13 protein-coding genes are annotated in these 16,494 nt (G+C 72.9%); 6 read left to right on the top strand and 7 right to left on the bottom strand.

All coding sequences use genetic code 11. The features are described 5' to 3' along the window. Positions 1–51: 51 nt before the first annotated feature. A complete protein-coding gene (gene iolC / locus ACSMX9_RS08105; RefSeq protein ID WP_445402929.1) occupies positions 52–993 on the bottom strand; it encodes a 5-dehydro-2-deoxygluconokinase in 942 nt (313 codons plus the stop codon). A 250-nt stretch (positions 994–1,243) separates the two neighbouring features. Between iolC and ACSMX9_RS08110 the strand changes: the two genes are divergently transcribed. The 3 genes from ACSMX9_RS08110 to ACSMX9_RS08120 all read left to right on the top strand — a co-directional run bounded on the left by ACSMX9_RS08110 (position 1,244) and on the right by ACSMX9_RS08120 (position 2,957). After that, positions 1,244–2,167, top strand: a complete 924-nt coding sequence (locus tag ACSMX9_RS08110; protein WP_445401158.1) for a sugar phosphate isomerase/epimerase family protein — start codon at positions 1,244–1,246, stop codon at positions 2,165–2,167. Between the two features lie 187 nt (positions 2,168–2,354). Then, positions 2,355–2,576: a MarR family transcriptional regulator gene (locus ACSMX9_RS08115; RefSeq protein WP_445401160.1), complete on the top strand. Its 222-nt coding sequence runs from the start codon at positions 2,355–2,357 to the stop codon at positions 2,574–2,576. 147 nt (positions 2,577–2,723) lie between these two features. Continuing rightward, positions 2,724–2,957 (top strand): heavy-metal-associated domain-containing protein, encoded by a 234-nt coding sequence (locus ACSMX9_RS08120; protein WP_351243272.1) that lies wholly within the window; start codon positions 2,724–2,726, stop codon positions 2,955–2,957. A 1,153-nt stretch (positions 2,958–4,110) separates the two neighbouring features. Here the strand turns inward: ACSMX9_RS08120 and ACSMX9_RS08125 are convergent. The 5 genes from ACSMX9_RS08125 to ACSMX9_RS08145 form a co-directional block, all read right to left on the bottom strand. Then, positions 4,111–5,430 (bottom strand): citrate synthase, encoded by a 1,320-nt coding sequence (locus tag ACSMX9_RS08125; protein ID WP_445401162.1) that lies wholly within the window; start codon positions 5,428–5,430, stop codon positions 4,111–4,113. Between the two features lie 125 nt (positions 5,431–5,555). Next, positions 5,556–7,871: an SF1B family DNA helicase RecD2 gene (recD2, locus tag ACSMX9_RS08130; protein ID WP_445401164.1), complete on the bottom strand. Its 2,316-nt coding sequence runs from the start codon at positions 7,869–7,871 to the stop codon at positions 5,556–5,558. 108 nt (positions 7,872–7,979) lie between these two features. Continuing rightward, on the bottom strand, positions 7,980–8,780 hold the full coding sequence (locus ACSMX9_RS08135) for a sugar phosphate isomerase/epimerase family protein (protein ID WP_351243304.1): 801 nt from the start codon (positions 8,778–8,780) through the stop codon (positions 7,980–7,982). A 50-nt stretch (positions 8,781–8,830) separates the two neighbouring features. Further along, entirely contained in the window at positions 8,831–10,003 is a 1,173-nt protein-coding gene (locus tag ACSMX9_RS08140) for a dihydrodipicolinate synthase family protein (protein ID WP_445401166.1), read from the bottom strand. Next, positions 10,000–11,157 carry a Gfo/Idh/MocA family protein gene (locus ACSMX9_RS08145; RefSeq protein WP_445401168.1) on the bottom strand — a complete coding sequence of 386 codons (1,158 nt, stop codon included), beginning with the start codon at positions 11,155–11,157 and terminating at the stop codon, positions 10,000–10,002. Before ACSMX9_RS08145 ends, ACSMX9_RS08140 begins: the two co-directional genes overlap by 4 nt. 323 nt (positions 11,158–11,480) lie before the next feature. Here ACSMX9_RS08145 and ACSMX9_RS08150 point away from each other — a divergent pair, with 323 nt between their 5' ends. Together ACSMX9_RS08150 and ACSMX9_RS08155 are read left to right on the top strand one after the other, a co-directional pair. Further along, positions 11,481–12,536, top strand: a complete 1,056-nt coding sequence (locus tag ACSMX9_RS08150; protein ID WP_445401170.1) for a LacI family DNA-binding transcriptional regulator — start codon at positions 11,481–11,483, stop codon at positions 12,534–12,536. 517 nt (positions 12,537–13,053) lie between these two features. Continuing rightward, positions 13,054–13,866 carry a sugar phosphate isomerase/epimerase family protein gene (locus ACSMX9_RS08155; RefSeq protein WP_445401172.1) on the top strand — a complete coding sequence of 271 codons (813 nt, stop codon included), beginning with the start codon at positions 13,054–13,056 and terminating at the stop codon, positions 13,864–13,866. On the opposite strand, the gene ACSMX9_RS08160 is transcribed toward ACSMX9_RS08155, so the two are convergent. Next, positions 13,837–14,820, bottom strand: coding sequence for an EamA family transporter (locus ACSMX9_RS08160; protein WP_445401174.1), 984 nt, complete (start codon positions 14,818–14,820; stop codon positions 13,837–13,839). The two genes, ACSMX9_RS08155 and ACSMX9_RS08160, sit on opposite strands and share 30 nt — an antisense overlap. 307 nt (positions 14,821–15,127) lie before the next feature. On the opposite strand from ACSMX9_RS08160, the gene ACSMX9_RS08165 reads away from it, so the two are divergent. After that, positions 15,128–16,063, top strand: coding sequence for a LysR family transcriptional regulator (locus ACSMX9_RS08165; protein WP_445401176.1), 936 nt, complete (start codon positions 15,128–15,130; stop codon positions 16,061–16,063). Positions 16,064–16,494: the final 431 nt, after the last annotated feature.

Genomic DNA, 16,494 nt, shown 5'->3' on the forward strand with positions numbered 1-16,494 from the left:
GGGTGCCGGGGGCGCTCGGCCCCTCGGCGGCCCGCGGACGCCCGGGGCCGGTCACCGCACCTCGCCCGCGGTGAGCGCCGCCTCGATCTCCCCCGGTTCGGGCATCGCGGAGGAGCACTCCAGCCGGGAGGCGACGATCGCGCCGGCCGCGTTGGCGTACCGCAGGGTGCGTTCCCGTGCCCAGCCGGACAGCAGTCCGTGGCAGAGCGCACCGCCGAAGGCGTCGCCCGCGCCCAGCCCGTTGAGCACGGTGACGGGCAGCGGCGGCACCTCGACGCGTTCGCCGTCCGCGGCGAGCGCCAGCACCCCGGCGGGTCCCCGTTTCACCACGGCGAGCCGCACCCCGGCCGCGAGCAGCGCCTCGGCCGCCGCCCACGGGTCGCGTTCGCCGGTGGCCACCTCCACCTCGTCGAGGTTGCCGACCGCGACGGTGGCGTGCGCGAGGGCGCGGGCGTAGTGCGGGCGCGCGCGGGCCGGGTCGGTCCAGAACGTCGGCCGCCAGTCGAGGTCGAAGACGGTGACGGCGTCCGGCGGGGCGGCCCGGGCGCGGTGGGCGAGGGCGGCGAGGGTCGCGGTCCGGCTGGGCTCCTCGCTGAGTCCGGTGCCGGTGATCCAGAAGACCCGGGCGGCGGCGACCGCGTCGAGGTCCAGCTCGTGCGGGTGGATCACCAGGTCGGGGGCCTTGGGCCGGCGGTAGAAGAGGAGCGGGAAGTCGTCCGGCGGGAACACCTCGCAGAAGGTGACGGGGGTCTGGGCGCCCGCCACGGGGGTGACCCAGCGGTCGTCCACCCCGAACGCGCGCAGGGCGCGGTGCAGATAGCTGCCGAAGGCGTCCGGCCCGGTGCGGGTGATGACCGCGCTGGTGCGGCCGAGCCGGGCCGCCGCGACGGCGACGTTGGTCGCCGAGCCGCCGAGGAACTTGCCGAAGGTCGTCACCTCGGCGAGGGGCACTCCGGTCTGGAGCGGGTAGAGGTCGACGCCGATCCGCCCCATGGTGAGGACGTCGAACCGGGCCCCGGGCGCGGGGGCGTCCTCCTGCGGCGTGCGGTCCTGCGGGCCGGTCACCTGGGCGTCCCTTCCCCGGGGGCCTACGCCGGTGGTGCGGTGCACGGGCGGTGCACCGGTGATCGTTCCGGCGTCGTGGGGTCCACGTCTAGTGCCCCCGCGGAACGCTGTCAACACATTGTCCGGACATTCGGACCAGTCCTTGACACCCTTCTCGACCGGCCGGAGGGTGATCCGCATGACGACTCCGGCCGGGCCCCGGCCCGCCCCGCCCGCCCGCATCCGCATCGGTTCGGCACCCGACTCCTGGGGCGTCTGGTTCGCCGAGGACCCCCGGCAGGTGCCCTGGCCCCGCTTCCTCGACGAGGTGGCCGCGGCCGGCTACGAGTGGATCGAGTTGGGCCCGTACGGCTACCTGCCCACCGACCCGGCGGTGCTCGCCGAGGAGACCGGGCGCCGGGGACTGCGGATCAGCGCCGGCACCGTCTTCGCCCCGCTGCACCACGGGGACGCCGCCTGGGAGCGCACCCGGGAGCGGGTCGCCGAGGTCGCCGAACTGGCCCGGGCGACGGGCGCGGAGCACCTCGTGGTCATCCCCTCCTTCTGGCGCGACGACCGGACCGGTGCGGTGCTGGATGAGCGGACGCTCACCGCGGCGCAGTGGCGCGCGCTGACCTCCCGGAGCGAGTGGCTGGGGCGCGAGGTGCGGGAGCGGTTCGGGCTGCGCCTGGTGGTCCATCCGCACGCCGACACCCACGTCGACACCGAGGAGAACGTCGTCCGCCTGCTCGACGGCACCGATCCGGAACTGGTCTCGCTGTGCCTGGACACCGGCCACTACGCCTACTGCGGGGGCGACGCCGTGCGGTTGATCGAGACCCACGGCGAGCGCATCGGCTATCTGCACCTCAAGCAGGTGGACCCGGCGGTCCTCGCCGGGGTGCGGGCGGAGGGCCTGCCGTTCGGGCCGGCCGTGGCCCGGGGCGTGATGTGCGAGCCGCCCGCGGGGGTGCCCGACCTCGGACCGGTCCTGACGGCGGCCCGCGCGCTGGACGCGGACCTGTTCGCGGTCGTGGAGCAGGACATGTACCCCTGCGATCCGGACGCCCCGTTGCCCATCGCCCGGCGCACCCGGTCGTTCCTGCGGTCCTGCGGGGTGTGAGCCGGCGCGGGGCGGGGCGCGCCGGCCGCGCATGTCATGGATTCACACGACTTGCGTCACACCTTCCCCACAAGCCCGCGTATCGCCGCCCGCCCCGTCGCCCCGCGGACACAGGCTGGGTGACCGTCAGCGCGCCCGGCCCCACGGTGGCCCCACCACCCCCGCGGCGCGGACGGAAGGCCCGACCGTGACCGACGCCACAGGCACCAACGGCACCACCGACACGACCCTCTGGTCGTACCAGCACATCGCCGCCCACATCCGCGTCCAACGCGCTACCGTCCGCTCGTACCGCAGGCACGGGCTGATGCCCCCGCCCGACGCGGTGCGGGACGGCACGCCCTACTGGTACGCGGACACCGTGCGGACCTGGGCCGCGATGCGCCCGCGCAACCGCCGGGGCGGATGACCGGCCCACTCTTTGCTTTATACCCCCCAGGGGTATATCTTGGGTGGTGTCGGGGCGCCGGAAACGGACCCCGCCCCCGACTTCCCGCGCGCCGCCCGGCCGCGGCCCCGCACACCGAGCACGCCCGAGACACCCGAGGAGAACGCCATGAGCGCCCAGACCCAGGACTCCGTGACCACCGTCTACCAGGTGACGGGCATGACCTGCGGCCACTGCGAGGGCGCCGTCTCCACCGAGATCTCCGCACTCCCCGGAGTCAGCTCGGTGAAGGCGGTCGCCGCCACCGGCCTGGTCACCGTGGTCTCCACCGCCGACCTGGACGACGAGGCCGTGCGCGGCGCCGTCGACGAGGCGGGCTACGAACTCACCGGTCGCGCCTGACCGCCCGAGCCGGACGTCGGTCCCCTCACCCAAGGGGGGCCGACGTCCGGCTCGTTCCGTTTCCGCCCCCCGTACCGACCGTCCGGCGTCCCACGGAGCGAGAATCCCGGCCTCCCTCGCCAAAGCGAACCCGTTTCCGGGCGTTCGGCGCTACCGTAGGCCGCAGCGGCACGAGGGAGAGGCGCCCACCGTTGTCCCGCGGTCCACGCACGAGGTGTGGCCGAGGACATTCCGGTAACTATCCCCGAGGCCCTTCACAGACCCCACGCAACATCCTTACGCTTGAACCCCGATCGCCATATCGGGCTCTTGCGCAGGTAGATGGACATATGCAGGAGACATAGATCACAGCATTCCCGACGTAACCATCGTGGATGCTGTTGAGTCTAAGAAGGCGATGCCAGGAACGTCTTGGGGGGCGTTTCTGACATCGGGGATGTCTTGGGGGACGTCTCCGAAGTGCGTTGCCGGGGCACGTGCACCGGGGAGCTTTGAGCGGCCCTCCCGTACGTACGGGTCCCGGCAGATCGCAGTGCCGCCCGACCCCCAGCAGCAGGTGCTGCCCTTGAGCGCCCGGCCGGATCCCGTGGGGGGAATCCGCACCGGGACAAAGGAAGGCGTCCCGTTCGTCGGCCCGTGGGGGGACTGACGGTGGGACGCCTTCCGCCTTTCTCGGCCCCGGACGCTCGCCCCGGGCACGGCGAACCTCGACGGCACGGCGACTTCGGCGCCCGCCCCCCGTAGACCCTCCGCGCGCCCGTACGCGTCCGCACGCCCCTCAGTGGCAGATTCCCGCACCCCCCACACCCCACGCGCCCCGGTGGACCGTCCCGGCCCCGTACGCCCCGTACGGGCCCGTGGCCCGCCCCGGCGCTCCCGGGCCTCCGGACCTCGACGGCGCGCCCCTCGACAGGCCCGGGAAACGCGATCGGGCACCGCACGCCTGCGATGCCCGATGGACCGTTCCCGTGGCGCGCCCTGCGTGCCACGGCCTCACACTTCACGGACGCCGGGGAACACCGCCCCCCGGACCGGGCGGCGTCCCGTGCGTCCCGCGGTCACGCACCGGCCGGAACCCTCCGGTGCGATTCCATGCCGTTCGTCCCAGCCGGACCCTTCCCGTTCCGGCCGGACGCTCAACGGCGTCCGCCGGTCAGCGGGACTCGACCGGCACGAAGTCGCGCTCGACGACCCCGGTGTAGATCTGCCGCGGACGGCCGATGCGGGAACCCGGCTCCTTGATCATCTCGTGCCACTGGGCGATCCAGCCGGGCAGTCGACCGAGCGCGAAGAGCACGGTGAACATCTCGGTCGGGAAGCCCATGGCCCGGTAGATCAGGCCGGTGTAGAAGTCGACGTTCGGGTAGAGCTTGCGCGAGACGAAGTAGTCGTCGGCCAGCGCGTGCTCCTCCAGCTTGAGGGCGATGTCCAGCAGCTCGTCGGACTTGCCGAGGGCGGAGAGGACGTCGTGCGCCGCCGCCTTGATGATCTTCGCCCGGGGGTCGAAGTTCTTGTAGACGCGGTGCCCGAAGCCCATGAGCTTCACGCCGTCTTCCTTGTTCTTCACCTTGCGGATGAAGGAGTCGACGTCACCGCCGGACGCCTGGATGCCCTCCAGCATCTCCAGCACGCTCTGGTTGGCGCCGCCGTGCAGCGGGCCCCACAGCGCGGAGATGCCGGCCGAGATCGAGGCGAACATGTTGGCCTGCGAGGAGCCCACCAGCCGGACGGTGGACGTCGAACAGTTCTGCTCGTGGTCCGCGTGCAGGATGAGCAGCTTGTCCAGCGCCGCCACGACGACCGGGTCGGGCACGTACTCCTGCGCGGGCACCGAGAAGGTCATGCGCAGGAAGTTCTCGACGTAGCCGAGGTCGTTGCGCGGGTAGACGAACGGGTGGCCGATCGACTTCTTGTAGGCGTACGCAGCGATGGTGGGCAGCTTGGCCAGCAGCCGGATCGTGGACAGGTGCCGCTGCTGCTCGTCGAACGGGTTGTGGCTGTCCTGGTAGAACGTGGACAGTGCGCTGACCACGGACGAGAGCATCGCCATCGGGTGCGCGTCCCGCGGGAAGCCGTCGAAGAAGCGCTTGACGTCCTCGTGCAGCAGCGTGTGCTGGGTGATCTCGTTGCGGAAGACGTCGCCCTCGTCAACGGTCGGCAGTTCGCCGTTGATCAGCAGGTACGCCACCTCCAGGAAGCTGGAGTGCTCGGCGAGCTGCTCGATCGGGTAACCGCGGTAGCGCAGGATGCCCTGCTCACCGTCGAGATAGGTGATCGCCGACTTGTACGCGGCCGTGTTGCCGTAGCCGCTGTCGAGCGTCACCAGGCCCGTCTGGGCGCGAAGCTTCCCGATGTCGAAGCCGGCGTCACCGACGGTACTGTCGATCACGGGGTAGGTGTACTCACCGTCACCGAACCGTACTACTACCGAGTTGTCGCGGTTTTCGAGTTTCTCGCTCACGTCTTCCCTCACCGACGTAGTGCCTCATCTTCGAGGTGCCCTGATGTGTCTCTACCATCCCCCAGGTGGCGCACCGGAGGGTGCACTGGGGGTCGAGCGCTGGGCTACTTGGCGGCACTGAGTGCCGCCAAGCCTGCCTATCCTGCCCCCTTCGCCCTGGTTCCGAAAGCCTCGTGTGACCTTTCCGACTCGTTTGATCGATCAAACCGACCCATGGGGGTCGGATCGGTCGGAACGTTCCCGGAGCCGGACCTCCCGGCCAGCCGGAAGTCCAGGGCGGTGCAGCGACGCCCCGCCGACACCGTGCGCACCGCCTGGCCCAGGGCCTTGCGGGAGCCCACGAGGACGACGAGCTTCTTGGCGCGCGTCACCGCCGTGTAGAGCAGATTGCGTTGCAGCATCATCCACGCCCCCGTGGTGACGGGGATCACGACGGCTGGATATTCGCTCCCCTGCGAACGGTGGATGGTCACCGCGTAGGCGTGGGCGAGTTCGTCCAGTTCGTCGAAGTCGTACGGCACCTCCTCGTCCTCGTCCGTCACCACCGTCAGGCGCTGTTCGTCCAGGTCGAGCGAGGTGACGACGCCGACGGTGCCGTTGAAGACCCCGCTGGTGCCCTTCTCGTAGTTGTTGCGGACCTGGGTGACCTTGTCGCCGACCCGGAAGACCCGGCCGCCGAACCGCTTTTCCGGCAGGTCGGGACGGCCCGGGGTGATCGACTGCTGGAGGAGCGCGTTCAGGTTCCCCGCTCCGGCGGGGCCCCGGTGCATGGGCGCGAGCACCTGGACGTCCCGCCGCGGATCCAAACCGAATTTGGCCGGAATCCGTCGGGCGGCGACATCGACGGTGAGCCGGCCGGCCTCCTCGGTGTCCTCCTCCACGAAGAGGAAGAAGTCCGCCAGATCCCGGGTGACGGGCGGCAGACCGGAGTTGATCCGGTGGGCGTTGGTGACCACCCCGGACTCCTGGGCCTGCCGGAAGATCCTGGTCAGCCGCACGGCCGGAACCGGACCCCCGTCCGCGAGCAGGTCCCGCAGCACCTCGCCGGCGCCGACGCTGGGCAACTGGTCGACGTCCCCCACGAACAGCAGGTGCGCCCCCGGCGCCACCGCCTTGACCAGCTTGTTGGCCAACAACAGGTCCAACATCGACGCCTCGTCCACCACCACCAGGTCCGCGTCCAGCGGACGGTCCCGGTCGTAGGAGGCGTCGCCGCCCGGCTTCAGCTCCAGCAGCCGGTGCACCGTCGACGCCTCCGCCCCGGTCAGCTCGGCCAGCCGCTTGGCGGCCCGGCCGGTGGGCGCGGCCAGCACCACCTTCGCCCGCTTGGCCCGGGCCAGCTCAACGATCGACCGCACGGTGAAGGACTTCCCGCAGCCCGGGCCGCCGGTGAGGACGGCGACCTTGCGGGTGAGCGCCAGGCGGACGGCCTGCTCCTGCTCCGGCGCCAACTCGGCGCCGGTCCGCTTCGCGAGCCAGGCCAGCGCCTTCTCCCACACCACGTCCTGGAACACCGGCATCCGGTCCTCCTCGGTGTGCAGCAACCTCAGCACCTGGCCGGACAGGGACAGCTCGGCCCGGTGGAACGGCACCAGGTACACCGCCGTCACCTCCTCGCCCTCGGCGCCGGGCACCCGCTCGCGCACCACGCCCTCCTCTTGGGCGGCGAGTTGGTCCAGGCACTCGATGACCAGACCGGTGTCCACCTGGAGCAGCTTCACCGCATCGGCTATCAGCCGCTCCTCGGGCAGGAAGCAGTGCCCCTGGTCGGTCGACTGGGACAGGGCGTGCTGGAGCCCCGCCTTGACCCGCTCGGGACTGTCGTGCGGGATGCCGACCGACTGGGCGATGCGGTCGGCGGTGAGGAAGCCGATGCCCCAGACGTCGGCGGCCAGCCGGTAGGGCTGGTCCTTGACGACGGCGATCGAGTCGTCGCCGTACTTCTTGTAGATGCGCACCGCGATGGACGTGGACACCTCGACGGTCTGGAGGAAGAGCATGACCTCCTTGATCGCCTTCTGTTCCTCCCAGGCCGCGGCGATCTTCCCGGTGCGCTTGGGGCCCAGCCCCGGCACCTCGACCAGCCGCTTGGGCTCCTCCTCGATGATCCGCAGGGTGTCCACCCCGAAGTGCCGGGTGATCCGGTCGGCGAACACCGGGCCGATGCCCTTGACCAAACCGGAACCCAGGTAGCGGCGGATGCCCTGCACCGTGGCGGGCAGCACGGTCGTGTAGTCGTCGACGTGGAACTGCTTGCCGTACTGCGGATGGGAACCCCACCGCCCCCGCATCCGCAGGGACTCCCCGACCTGCGCCCCGAGCAACGCGCCCACCACCGTGAGGAGGTCGCCGGCGCCACGGCCGGTGTCCACCCGGGCGACGGTGTAGCCGTTCTCCTCGTTGGCGTACGTGATCCGTTCGAGGACCCCCTCGACCTCCGCAGGATTCGCCATGCCCCGACGCTACACGCGCCGGGTGACACCCCGGGCCCGCTCGACGTCCGCCCCGAACGCACGCCGTCCGCCGGGGCGCGCGCCGTGCGCGCCCCGGCGGGCGGTTGCTCAGGGAGCGGCGTGGGCGAGGTAGCGGGCCACCGTCTCGGTCAGCAGCTCCCGGCCGTCCCGCTGCCACAGCACGTCGCTGAACAACTCGACCTCCACCGGCCCCGGGTACCCGGCGGCGTCCACCCGGGCGTGCCAACCCCGCAGGTCGATCACCCCGTCCCCGAGCTGCCCGCGCCCGTTGAGCACCCCCTCGGGCAGCGGGGTGACCCAGTCGGCGAGCTGGAAGGCGTGCACCCGGCCGGCCCGGGCGGCCCGGTCCAGCTGTGCGGGGGCGTGGTCGTCCCACCACACGTGGTAGGTGTCCACGCAGACGCCCACCCGGTCGGCGGGGAACGCCTCGGCCAGGTCGAGGGCCTGCTCCAGGGTGGAGACCGCGCAGCGGTCCGAGGCGAACATCGGGTGCAGCGGCTCGATCGCCAACCGCACCCCGTGCTCGGCGGCGTACGGGGCGAGGACCTCCAGCGCGTCGGCGATCCGGCCGCGCGCCGACCGCAGGTCACGGTCCTCGGGCGGCAACCCGCCGCAGACCAGGACCAGGGTGTCGGTGCCCAGTTCGGCGGCCTCCCGGACGGCGGCCCGGTTGTCCTCCAGGGCCGCGGCCCGGTCGGCCGCGCCGGTCGCGGTGAGGAACCCGCCGCGGCACAGGGTGCTCACGCCCAGCCCGGCCTCGCGCACCAGCCGGGCGGCGGCCCCGACCCCGTACTCCCGCACCGGCTCCCGCCACAGGCCCACCCAGTCCACCCCGGCCAGGGCGCAGGCGTCGACCAGCTCGGGCAGCGTCAGCCCCTTGACGGTCATCTGGTTGATGCTCAGCCGGGAGAGTTCCGCGCCCCGCGGCGCCGGGGCGGTCACTGCGCGACCCCGTGCAGCGCGAGCAGGGAGCGCATCCGGTGGGCGGCGAGCGCCGGATCGGGGAAGAGACCGAGCCCGTCCGCGAGTTCGTAGGCGCGTGCCAGGTGCGGCAGCGAACGCGCCGACTGGAGCCCGCCGACCATGGTGAAGTGCGTCTGGTGCCCGGCAAGCCAGGCCAGGAACACCACACCGGTCTTGTAGTAGCGCGTCGGCGCCCCGAACAGGTGCCGGGCCAGCGGCACGGTCGGGTCCAGCAGTTCCCGGAACTCCGCCGTTCCCGCCGCCCCGCCCGCGTCCAGCCGGCTCAGGGCCCGGGCCGCGACGGGTGCCAGCGGGTCGAGGACGCCCAGCAGCGCGTCGCTGGCGTGCCGCCCGTCGCCCGCGATCAGCTCCGGGTAGTGGAAGTCGTCGCCCGTGTAGCAGCGCACGCCGGCGGGCAGCCTGCGCCGCAGGTCGACCTCGCGGTCGGCGTCCAGCAGGGAGATCTTGACGCCGTCGACCTTCTCGGGATGGGCCGCGATCACATCGAGGAGGGTGTCCGTCGCCGCGTCCAGGTCCGTCGACCCCCAGTAGCCCTCCAGGGCCGGGTCGAACATGGGGCCGAGCCAGTGCAGGACCACCGGACGGGCGGCCTGACGCAGGAGTTCCCCGTAGACGCTGCGGTAGTCGTCGGGCCCGGACGCGGCGGCGGCGAGCGCCCGGGAGGCCATCAGCACGGCGCCGGCGCCCGCCTCCTCGACCACCGCCAACTGCTCCTCGTAGGCCGTGCGGACCTCGGCGAGCGCGGCGACCCCGGTGAGCTGGTCCGTGCCGGCGCCGCAGACGATGCGGCCTCCGACGGCCCGGGCCTCGGCCGCGGAGCGGCGGATCAGCTCGGCCGCGCCGGTCCAGTCGAGGCCCATGCCGCGCTGGGCGGTGTCCATGGCCTCGGCGACGCCTAGGCCGTGCGCCCACAGGTGGCGGCGGAAGGCGAGGGTCGCGTCCCAGTCGACGGCGGCCGGCCCGGCCCCGTCGCCGGCCTCGGCCGCGAGCGGATCGGCGACCACGTGCGCCGCGGCGAACACCACCCGGGAGGCGAAGGGGCCGTGGCCCTCGGCGGGCGGGGCGCCGACGGTGCTCGGCAGGTGGGTGCGGAGGGTCCCGTCCGCGGCGGGCAGGCGCAGCGTCACAGCGACAGCTCCGGAACGTCGAGGCGACGGCCCTCGGCGGCCGAGCGCAGTCCCAGTTCGGCGAGCTGCACCCCGCGGGCGCCCGCGACGAGGTCCCAGGCGTACGGGGCGTCCTGGTAGACGTGGCGCAGGAAGAGTTCCCACTGCGCCTTGAAGCCGTTGTCGAACTCCTCGTTGTCGGGGACCTCCTGCCAGTCGTCGCGGAAGGCGTGGCCGACCGGCAGGTCCGGGTTCCACACCGGCTTGGGGGTCACCGCGCGGTGCTGCACCCGGCAGCCGCGCAGTCCGGCCACGGCCGACCCCTCGGTGCCGTCGACCTGGAACTCCACGAGTTCGTCGCGGTGCACCCGGACCGTCCAGGAGGAGTTGATCTGCGCGACCACGCCGCCGTCGAGTTCGAAGACGCCGTAGGCGGCGTCGTCGGCGGTCGCCGCGTACGGCTCGCCCCGTTCGTCCCAGCGCTCGGGGACGTGGGTCGCGGTCAGCGCCTGCACGGAGCGCACCCGCCCGAACAGTTCGTGCAGCACGTACTCCCAGTGCGGGAACATGTCCAGGACGATGCCGCCGCCGTCCTCGGCGCGGTAGTTCCACGAGGGACGCTGCGCGGGCTGCCCGTCGCCCTCGAAGACCCAGTAGCCGAACTCGCCGCGGACCGACAGGATCCGGCCGAAGAAACCGCCTTCCACCAGCCGGGCGAGCTTGCGGAGTCCGGGTAGAAAGAGCTTGTCCTGGACGACGCCGTGCTTGATGCCGGCCGCCTGCGCGAGCCGGGCGAGTTCCAGCGCCTCGTCGAGGCCGGGGGCGGTCGGCTTCTCGGTGTAGACGTGCTTGCCGGCGGCGATGGCCCGCTTCAGCGCGGGCACCCGGGCCGAGGTGACCTGGGCGTCGAAGTAGATGTCGACGGAGTCGTCCGCGAGCACCGCGTCCAGGTCGGTCGAGGTGTTCTCCGGGTCCAGACCGTGTTCCCTGGCCAAGGCGCGCAGCGCGGGTGCCCGGCGGCCGACGAGCACCGGTTCGGGCCACAGCACGGTGCCGTCGCCGAGGTCGACCCCGCCCTGGGCGCGGATGGCCATGATCGAACGGACCAGGTGCTGCCGGTGGCCCATGCGACCGGTCACGCCGTTCATCGCGATGCGTACTTTCCTGACGGTCATCGGTGTCCTCCCATGCCCCTCACGGGCCGCGTGCGGCTGCTCACGGAAGGGAACAGTAAGCGCTTTCTATTCTCATGTCACCCATCCGGTCGCACCTCGTGTCGATCGGACCGCCCGGGGTGGCCGCGGGATGAGGGGTTCCGCACCCCCGCTCCCGCGGGTTCGCCGGCCGGCCGACGGGCGGGCCGCGTCCCGGCTAGGGTCCGGATGGCGGATGGGTACCTCCGGGCCGCGCCCCGAACGACCGGGGCGGCCCCGCGCGCGGCGCAGGCGCCGGCGCGCACCGGAGGCACCGACCGGAGGACGGACCGGAGGACGACGAGATGACGGCGACACTGGCTGACGTGGCGGCCCGGGCGAAGGTCTCCCCCGCCACCGTCTCGCGGGTGCTGAACGGCAACTACCCCGTGGCGGCCACCACCCGGGAGCGGGTGCTGCGGGCCGTGGAGGAACTCGACTACGTCCTCAACGGCCCGGCGAGCGCGCTCGCCGCCGCCACCTCCGACCTGGTGGGCATCCTCGTCAACGACGTCGCCGACCCGTTCTTCGGGATCATCGCCTCCGCCGTGCAGTCCGAGATCACCGGCCCGGGGGGCCGGGCAGGCGGGGAGCGGCTCGCCGTGGTGTGCAACACGGGGGGCTCACCGGAACGCGAACTCACCTACCTCACCCTGCTCCAACGGCAGCGCGCCGCGGCCGTGGTCCTCACCGGCGGCACGGTGGACTGCCCCGAGCACGCCGAGGCGCTCGGCGCCAAACTGCGGCGGCTCGCCGGGGCCGGCACCCGGGTGGTGCTGTGCGGCCGGCCGCCCGTGCCCGACACCGACGCGGTGGCGCTGGCCTTCGACAACGTCGGCGGCGGACGACTGCTGACCGAGCACCTGCGGTCCCTCGGGCACCGCCGGATCGGCTACGTCGCGGGGCCGGCGGGGCGGACCACCACCCAGGAGCGGTTGGCCGGCCACCGGGCGGGGCTCGGCGCGGCGCCCGGCGGCGACGGACCGGCACCGGACGAGCGGCTGGTGGTGCACGGCGTGTACGACCGGCAGAGCGGCTACGACGGGGCGGTGGAACTCCTGCGCCGGGAACCGGAGCTGACGGCCCTCGTCGCCGCCAACGACACCGTCGCCCTGGGCGCCTGCGCCGCCCTGCGCGACCAGGGGTTGCGCATCCCCCAGGACGTGTCGGTGGCCGGCTTCGACGACCTCCCGTTCAGCGTGGACGCGATGCCGGCCCTGACGACGGTGCGCCTGCCGCTGGCCGAAGCCGGGGCGCGGGCGGGGCGGATCGCCATGGGCCGGGAGGAGCCGCCGCCCGGGGGCCTCGCCCGGGTGCGCGGGGAACTGATGGTCCGGGGGTCCACGGCGGTGGCCCGGTAGCCGCAGGTCCCCCGCGTTACGGCAGCCCTTCCCGCCCGGTCCGGCCGATCCTTCCCGCCCGGTCCGGCCGGCCCTTCCTCCGTGGCCCGGCGGGGTCCGCGGTCAGCCCGGCTCCGAGCGGGTGCAAGGGGTGGAGATCCCCCCGTTTCACCTGTGCGGGTGAGGAGATGACACCGCTTCCAGGAGTTGTCCACAGCTCCGGCCGCCCCGTTGTCCACAGGGGTTGCGCCTTGTGCGGCGCTCGCCGGATTCTGGATTCCAGTCGAGCGATCCGGAGCGAGGAGTCGGACATGCCGCCGCACATCCCGTCACGTCAACGGCGCCCTTCCCCGCACGAACGGGCATCGGGCCTGCCACGTCATGTCTGCCGTGCACGTCGTGCACATCCGGTGTGCTCGGTGCGCCCGGTGCGCCTTCCCCTGCACCGGCGGGCCGCGCGGGCCGCCCCCGGGCCCTGCCCTCCCTCCGGACGGCACCCACCGGGGTGGCCTCCGATGCCGAGGGTAGGGTCGCCGCCATGAAACTGGCCTTCTCCACGCTCGGTGTGCCGGGCCTGCCGATCCCCGAGGTCATCGCGCTGGCCACCGCGCACGGCTACCAGGGGGTCGAGCTCCGCACCCACCCCGAGGAGCCCGTGCACCTGGAGCTGACCGACCGTCAGCGACGGGCGGTGGCCGATGCGTTCGCCGAGGCGGGCGTGACGGTCCTGGGCATCGCCGGGTACGCGCGGGTGGCGGCTCCGGGGACCGACGGTCCCGTGCTGGAGGAGCTGCGGGCCCTGTTGGAGTTGGCCGGCGATCTCGGCGCCCCCTTCGTCCGGGTCTTCCCCGGGGCGGGCGCCACCGCGTCCGCCGCCGACGTCGAGGCGGCCGAGGAAGCGGCGGTCCGCCGACTGGCCGCAGCCACCGGCCAGGCCGACGACCGGGGGGTCCGGCTGCTGCTGGAGACCCATGACTCGCACCGCACGGGCCGGGCCGCCGGGCGCATCGCCGAACGGGTCGAACATCCCCGGGTGGGCGTGCTGTGGGACGTCCTGCATCCCTGGCTGGCCGGGGAGCAGCCCGCCGCGACCCGGGCGGCGCTGGGACCGCACCTCGGATACGTGCAGGTGAAGGACGTGGTGTCGGCCGAGGACACCACGCCGGTGGGCCTCGGTGCGGGCGCCCTGCCGCTGGCCGCCTGCCTGGCACGGCTCGGCGGCGCGGACCGGGACGGTTGGCTCTGCTGGGAGTACGAGAAGAGGTGGTACGAGCGGGCGGCGCCGCTCGGACGGTTGCTGGGACCCGGCCGGGAGCATTTGCTACGGCTGCTGGCCGACACCGCCGGGTAGCGCACGGGCGATCGCCGTGTCCCCTGGGACGCCCTCCCCGAGGGTCGGGGAGGACGGGGGGACCGCCCCGTCCGGGTCCCGTCCGGGGGCAGCGGGTGGCCGTCCGGGGGTGAAGGAGGTCACCGCCACGCCGGCCACCAGCAGGACGGCGGCGCACCAGCGGAGGGCGCTGACAGTCTCGCCGAGGAGGAGTGCGGCCGAGGACATCCCGAACACGGGGACGAGGAGGGTGAAGGGCGCCACCGTGGAGGCGGGGTACCGGCGCAACAGCCAACCCCAGGCTCCGAAGCCGAAGTTGGTGCTGATCCAGGCGATGAAGACGATCACTCCGACTCCGGCCCAGTCCAGTGAACGCAGGGCCTCGAAGCCGACCGAGGGGCCTTCGAAGAGGAGGGAGAGCAGGTACAGGGGCAGTACGGGGACGAGGCTGACCCAGACGATGAAGTTGAGGGCGTCCGGCGGCGCGGCCTTGCGGGTGAGGACGTTGGAGACGCCCCACCCCGCGGCGGCGGCGACCACCAGGGTGAAGCCGAGCAGGGGCCCAGAGGTGCCCTCGTCGACGGCCGCGACGACCACCCCCACCAACGCCACGGCCATGCCGGCGGTGCGCAGCGGCCCGGGGCGTTCGCCCAGGACGACGGCGGCGAAGACCACGGTGAAGACCGCCTGCACTTGAAGGACCAGGGAGGTCAGTCCGGCCGGCATGCCCTGGTGCATGCCCAGGAACACCAGCCCGAACTTCATGACGCCCAGGGTCACCCCCACAGCAATGATCCACTTCCAGGCCACCTTGGGGCGCCCCACCAGGAAGACGGCGGGTACGGCGGCCACGAGGAAGCGGAGCGCGGCGAAGAGCAGCGGAGGGAACTGTGAGAGGCCGAAGTCGATGACGACGAAGTTGACGCCCCACAGGGCGGCCACGAGAACGGCGAGACCGAGGTGCGCGAGTCGCATGTGACGAGGATCAGGGGCAACGACTGTGAAGCACTAGCGATGATTCCTGCATGCTTGGATTAAGCATTGCTAAATCCAAAGCCTTCTCGACCGACCGTTCCCACGACGAACGGACCTGGACCGCGCCGGGCGGCACCAGCCGGTGGAGAACGAAACAGCAGGTCAACACGGCTACCGGCCGGCCCCCAGCAGCCACTCGTCGGAGCCGGTCGACCGACGGGCGCACAAGCGCCCGGCGGCGGACACACGGGAGCCGGAGCGGGCGGAGCGCATCCGAACCGTTGACACGAAGGAGGCGGACGTCGAAGTGCTCGATCTTCAGAGGCTGCGGGCCCTCTACGCGGTGTCCGTGCACGGGAGCGTCCAGGCGGCGGCGATGTCGCTGGGCTTCACCGCCTCGGCGGTGTCCCAGCAGATAGCGAAGTTGGAGCGGGAGACCCGCACCGTGCTGCTGGAGCGGCACGGCCGGGGGGTGCAGCTCACCGAGGAGGCCCACCGCCTGGCGACGGCGGCCCGGGAACTACTGGCCATCGTGGAGCGCACCGAAACCGACCTGGAGGAACGCAAGGGAACGCCGACGGGAAGGCTCTCCATCGCCGCGTTCGCCTCGGCCGCCCGTGGACTGATGCCCGGCGTCCTCGCGGAGCTGGCCGACCGGCACCCCGAGCTCGACGCCCGACTGTCCGAGGTGGACCCGCACGAGTCGGTGGACATGGTGGCGAAGGGAGTGGTGGACATGGCGATAGCGCACGACTGGGACATCTCCCCGCTGCCCGTGCCGTCCGGAGTGGAGCAGACCCGGATCGGGGACGACCTCTGCGACCTGGTGGTGCCGAGGGGACACCGCTTCGCCCGGCGCGCAACGGTGCGCCGCGAGGAGTTCGAGGGGGAACGCTGGGTCTGCCAGCCTCCGGGGCGGGTGTGCCACGACTGGCTGATGCGGACCCTGCGCACCGCCGGCATCGAACCGGACGTGGCCCACTACGCCGACGAGAACCCCACCCTGGTCGCCTTGGTCGAGGCCGGCCTCGGCATCGCGCTCATACCCCGCCTCGGCCGGGGGCCGCTCCCCGACGCCGTGACGGCCGTCCGGCTGGACCCCGTCCCGGTGCGCCACCTGTACGCCGTGTGGCGCACGGGCGCGGCCCGGCGCCCCGCCGTCGCCGAGACGGTGCGCACCCTGCGCACGCACTGGCCGCGCGCCGCGCAGGGCAGCACCCGGACCCGCGACGACGGCGACTGAGCACCACCGAAGGGGGCGGGGGGGAGGGAGGGGGGCGGGGGGGAGGGCCCCCAGAAGAAGGCGAACGGCCTGCAGGCCCCACCGCAGCAAGCAGCACAGCAAGCAACAACGACAACGGTCCGAGAGGCCAGCCGGCGGTCGGTTCCCGTGTGGTTGCTCCCGCCCTGACCTCGGGTGGTGATGCCCAGGAGCCGCGAGAGGCTTCGGCTCACCCGGTCCCCTCCGACCGAGCGGCATCGGATGCTCCGGTGGGGCCGCCCGTGTGCGGACGCGCGCACCCCCGTCCGCCATGCCTCCCGCTCGAATCCGGCACCGCGGACTACGGTCACACCATCCGAAATTCGCACCGTCCGGACAGGTGCGGAGGGGCGTGCTGCCACGTGTTCGCGCCCCTGAGCCGCCCTGGAGCCCGGGGAACCGCCTCGGAAGGA

It is taken from the genome of Streptomyces sp. LE64 (assembly GCF_052606915.1).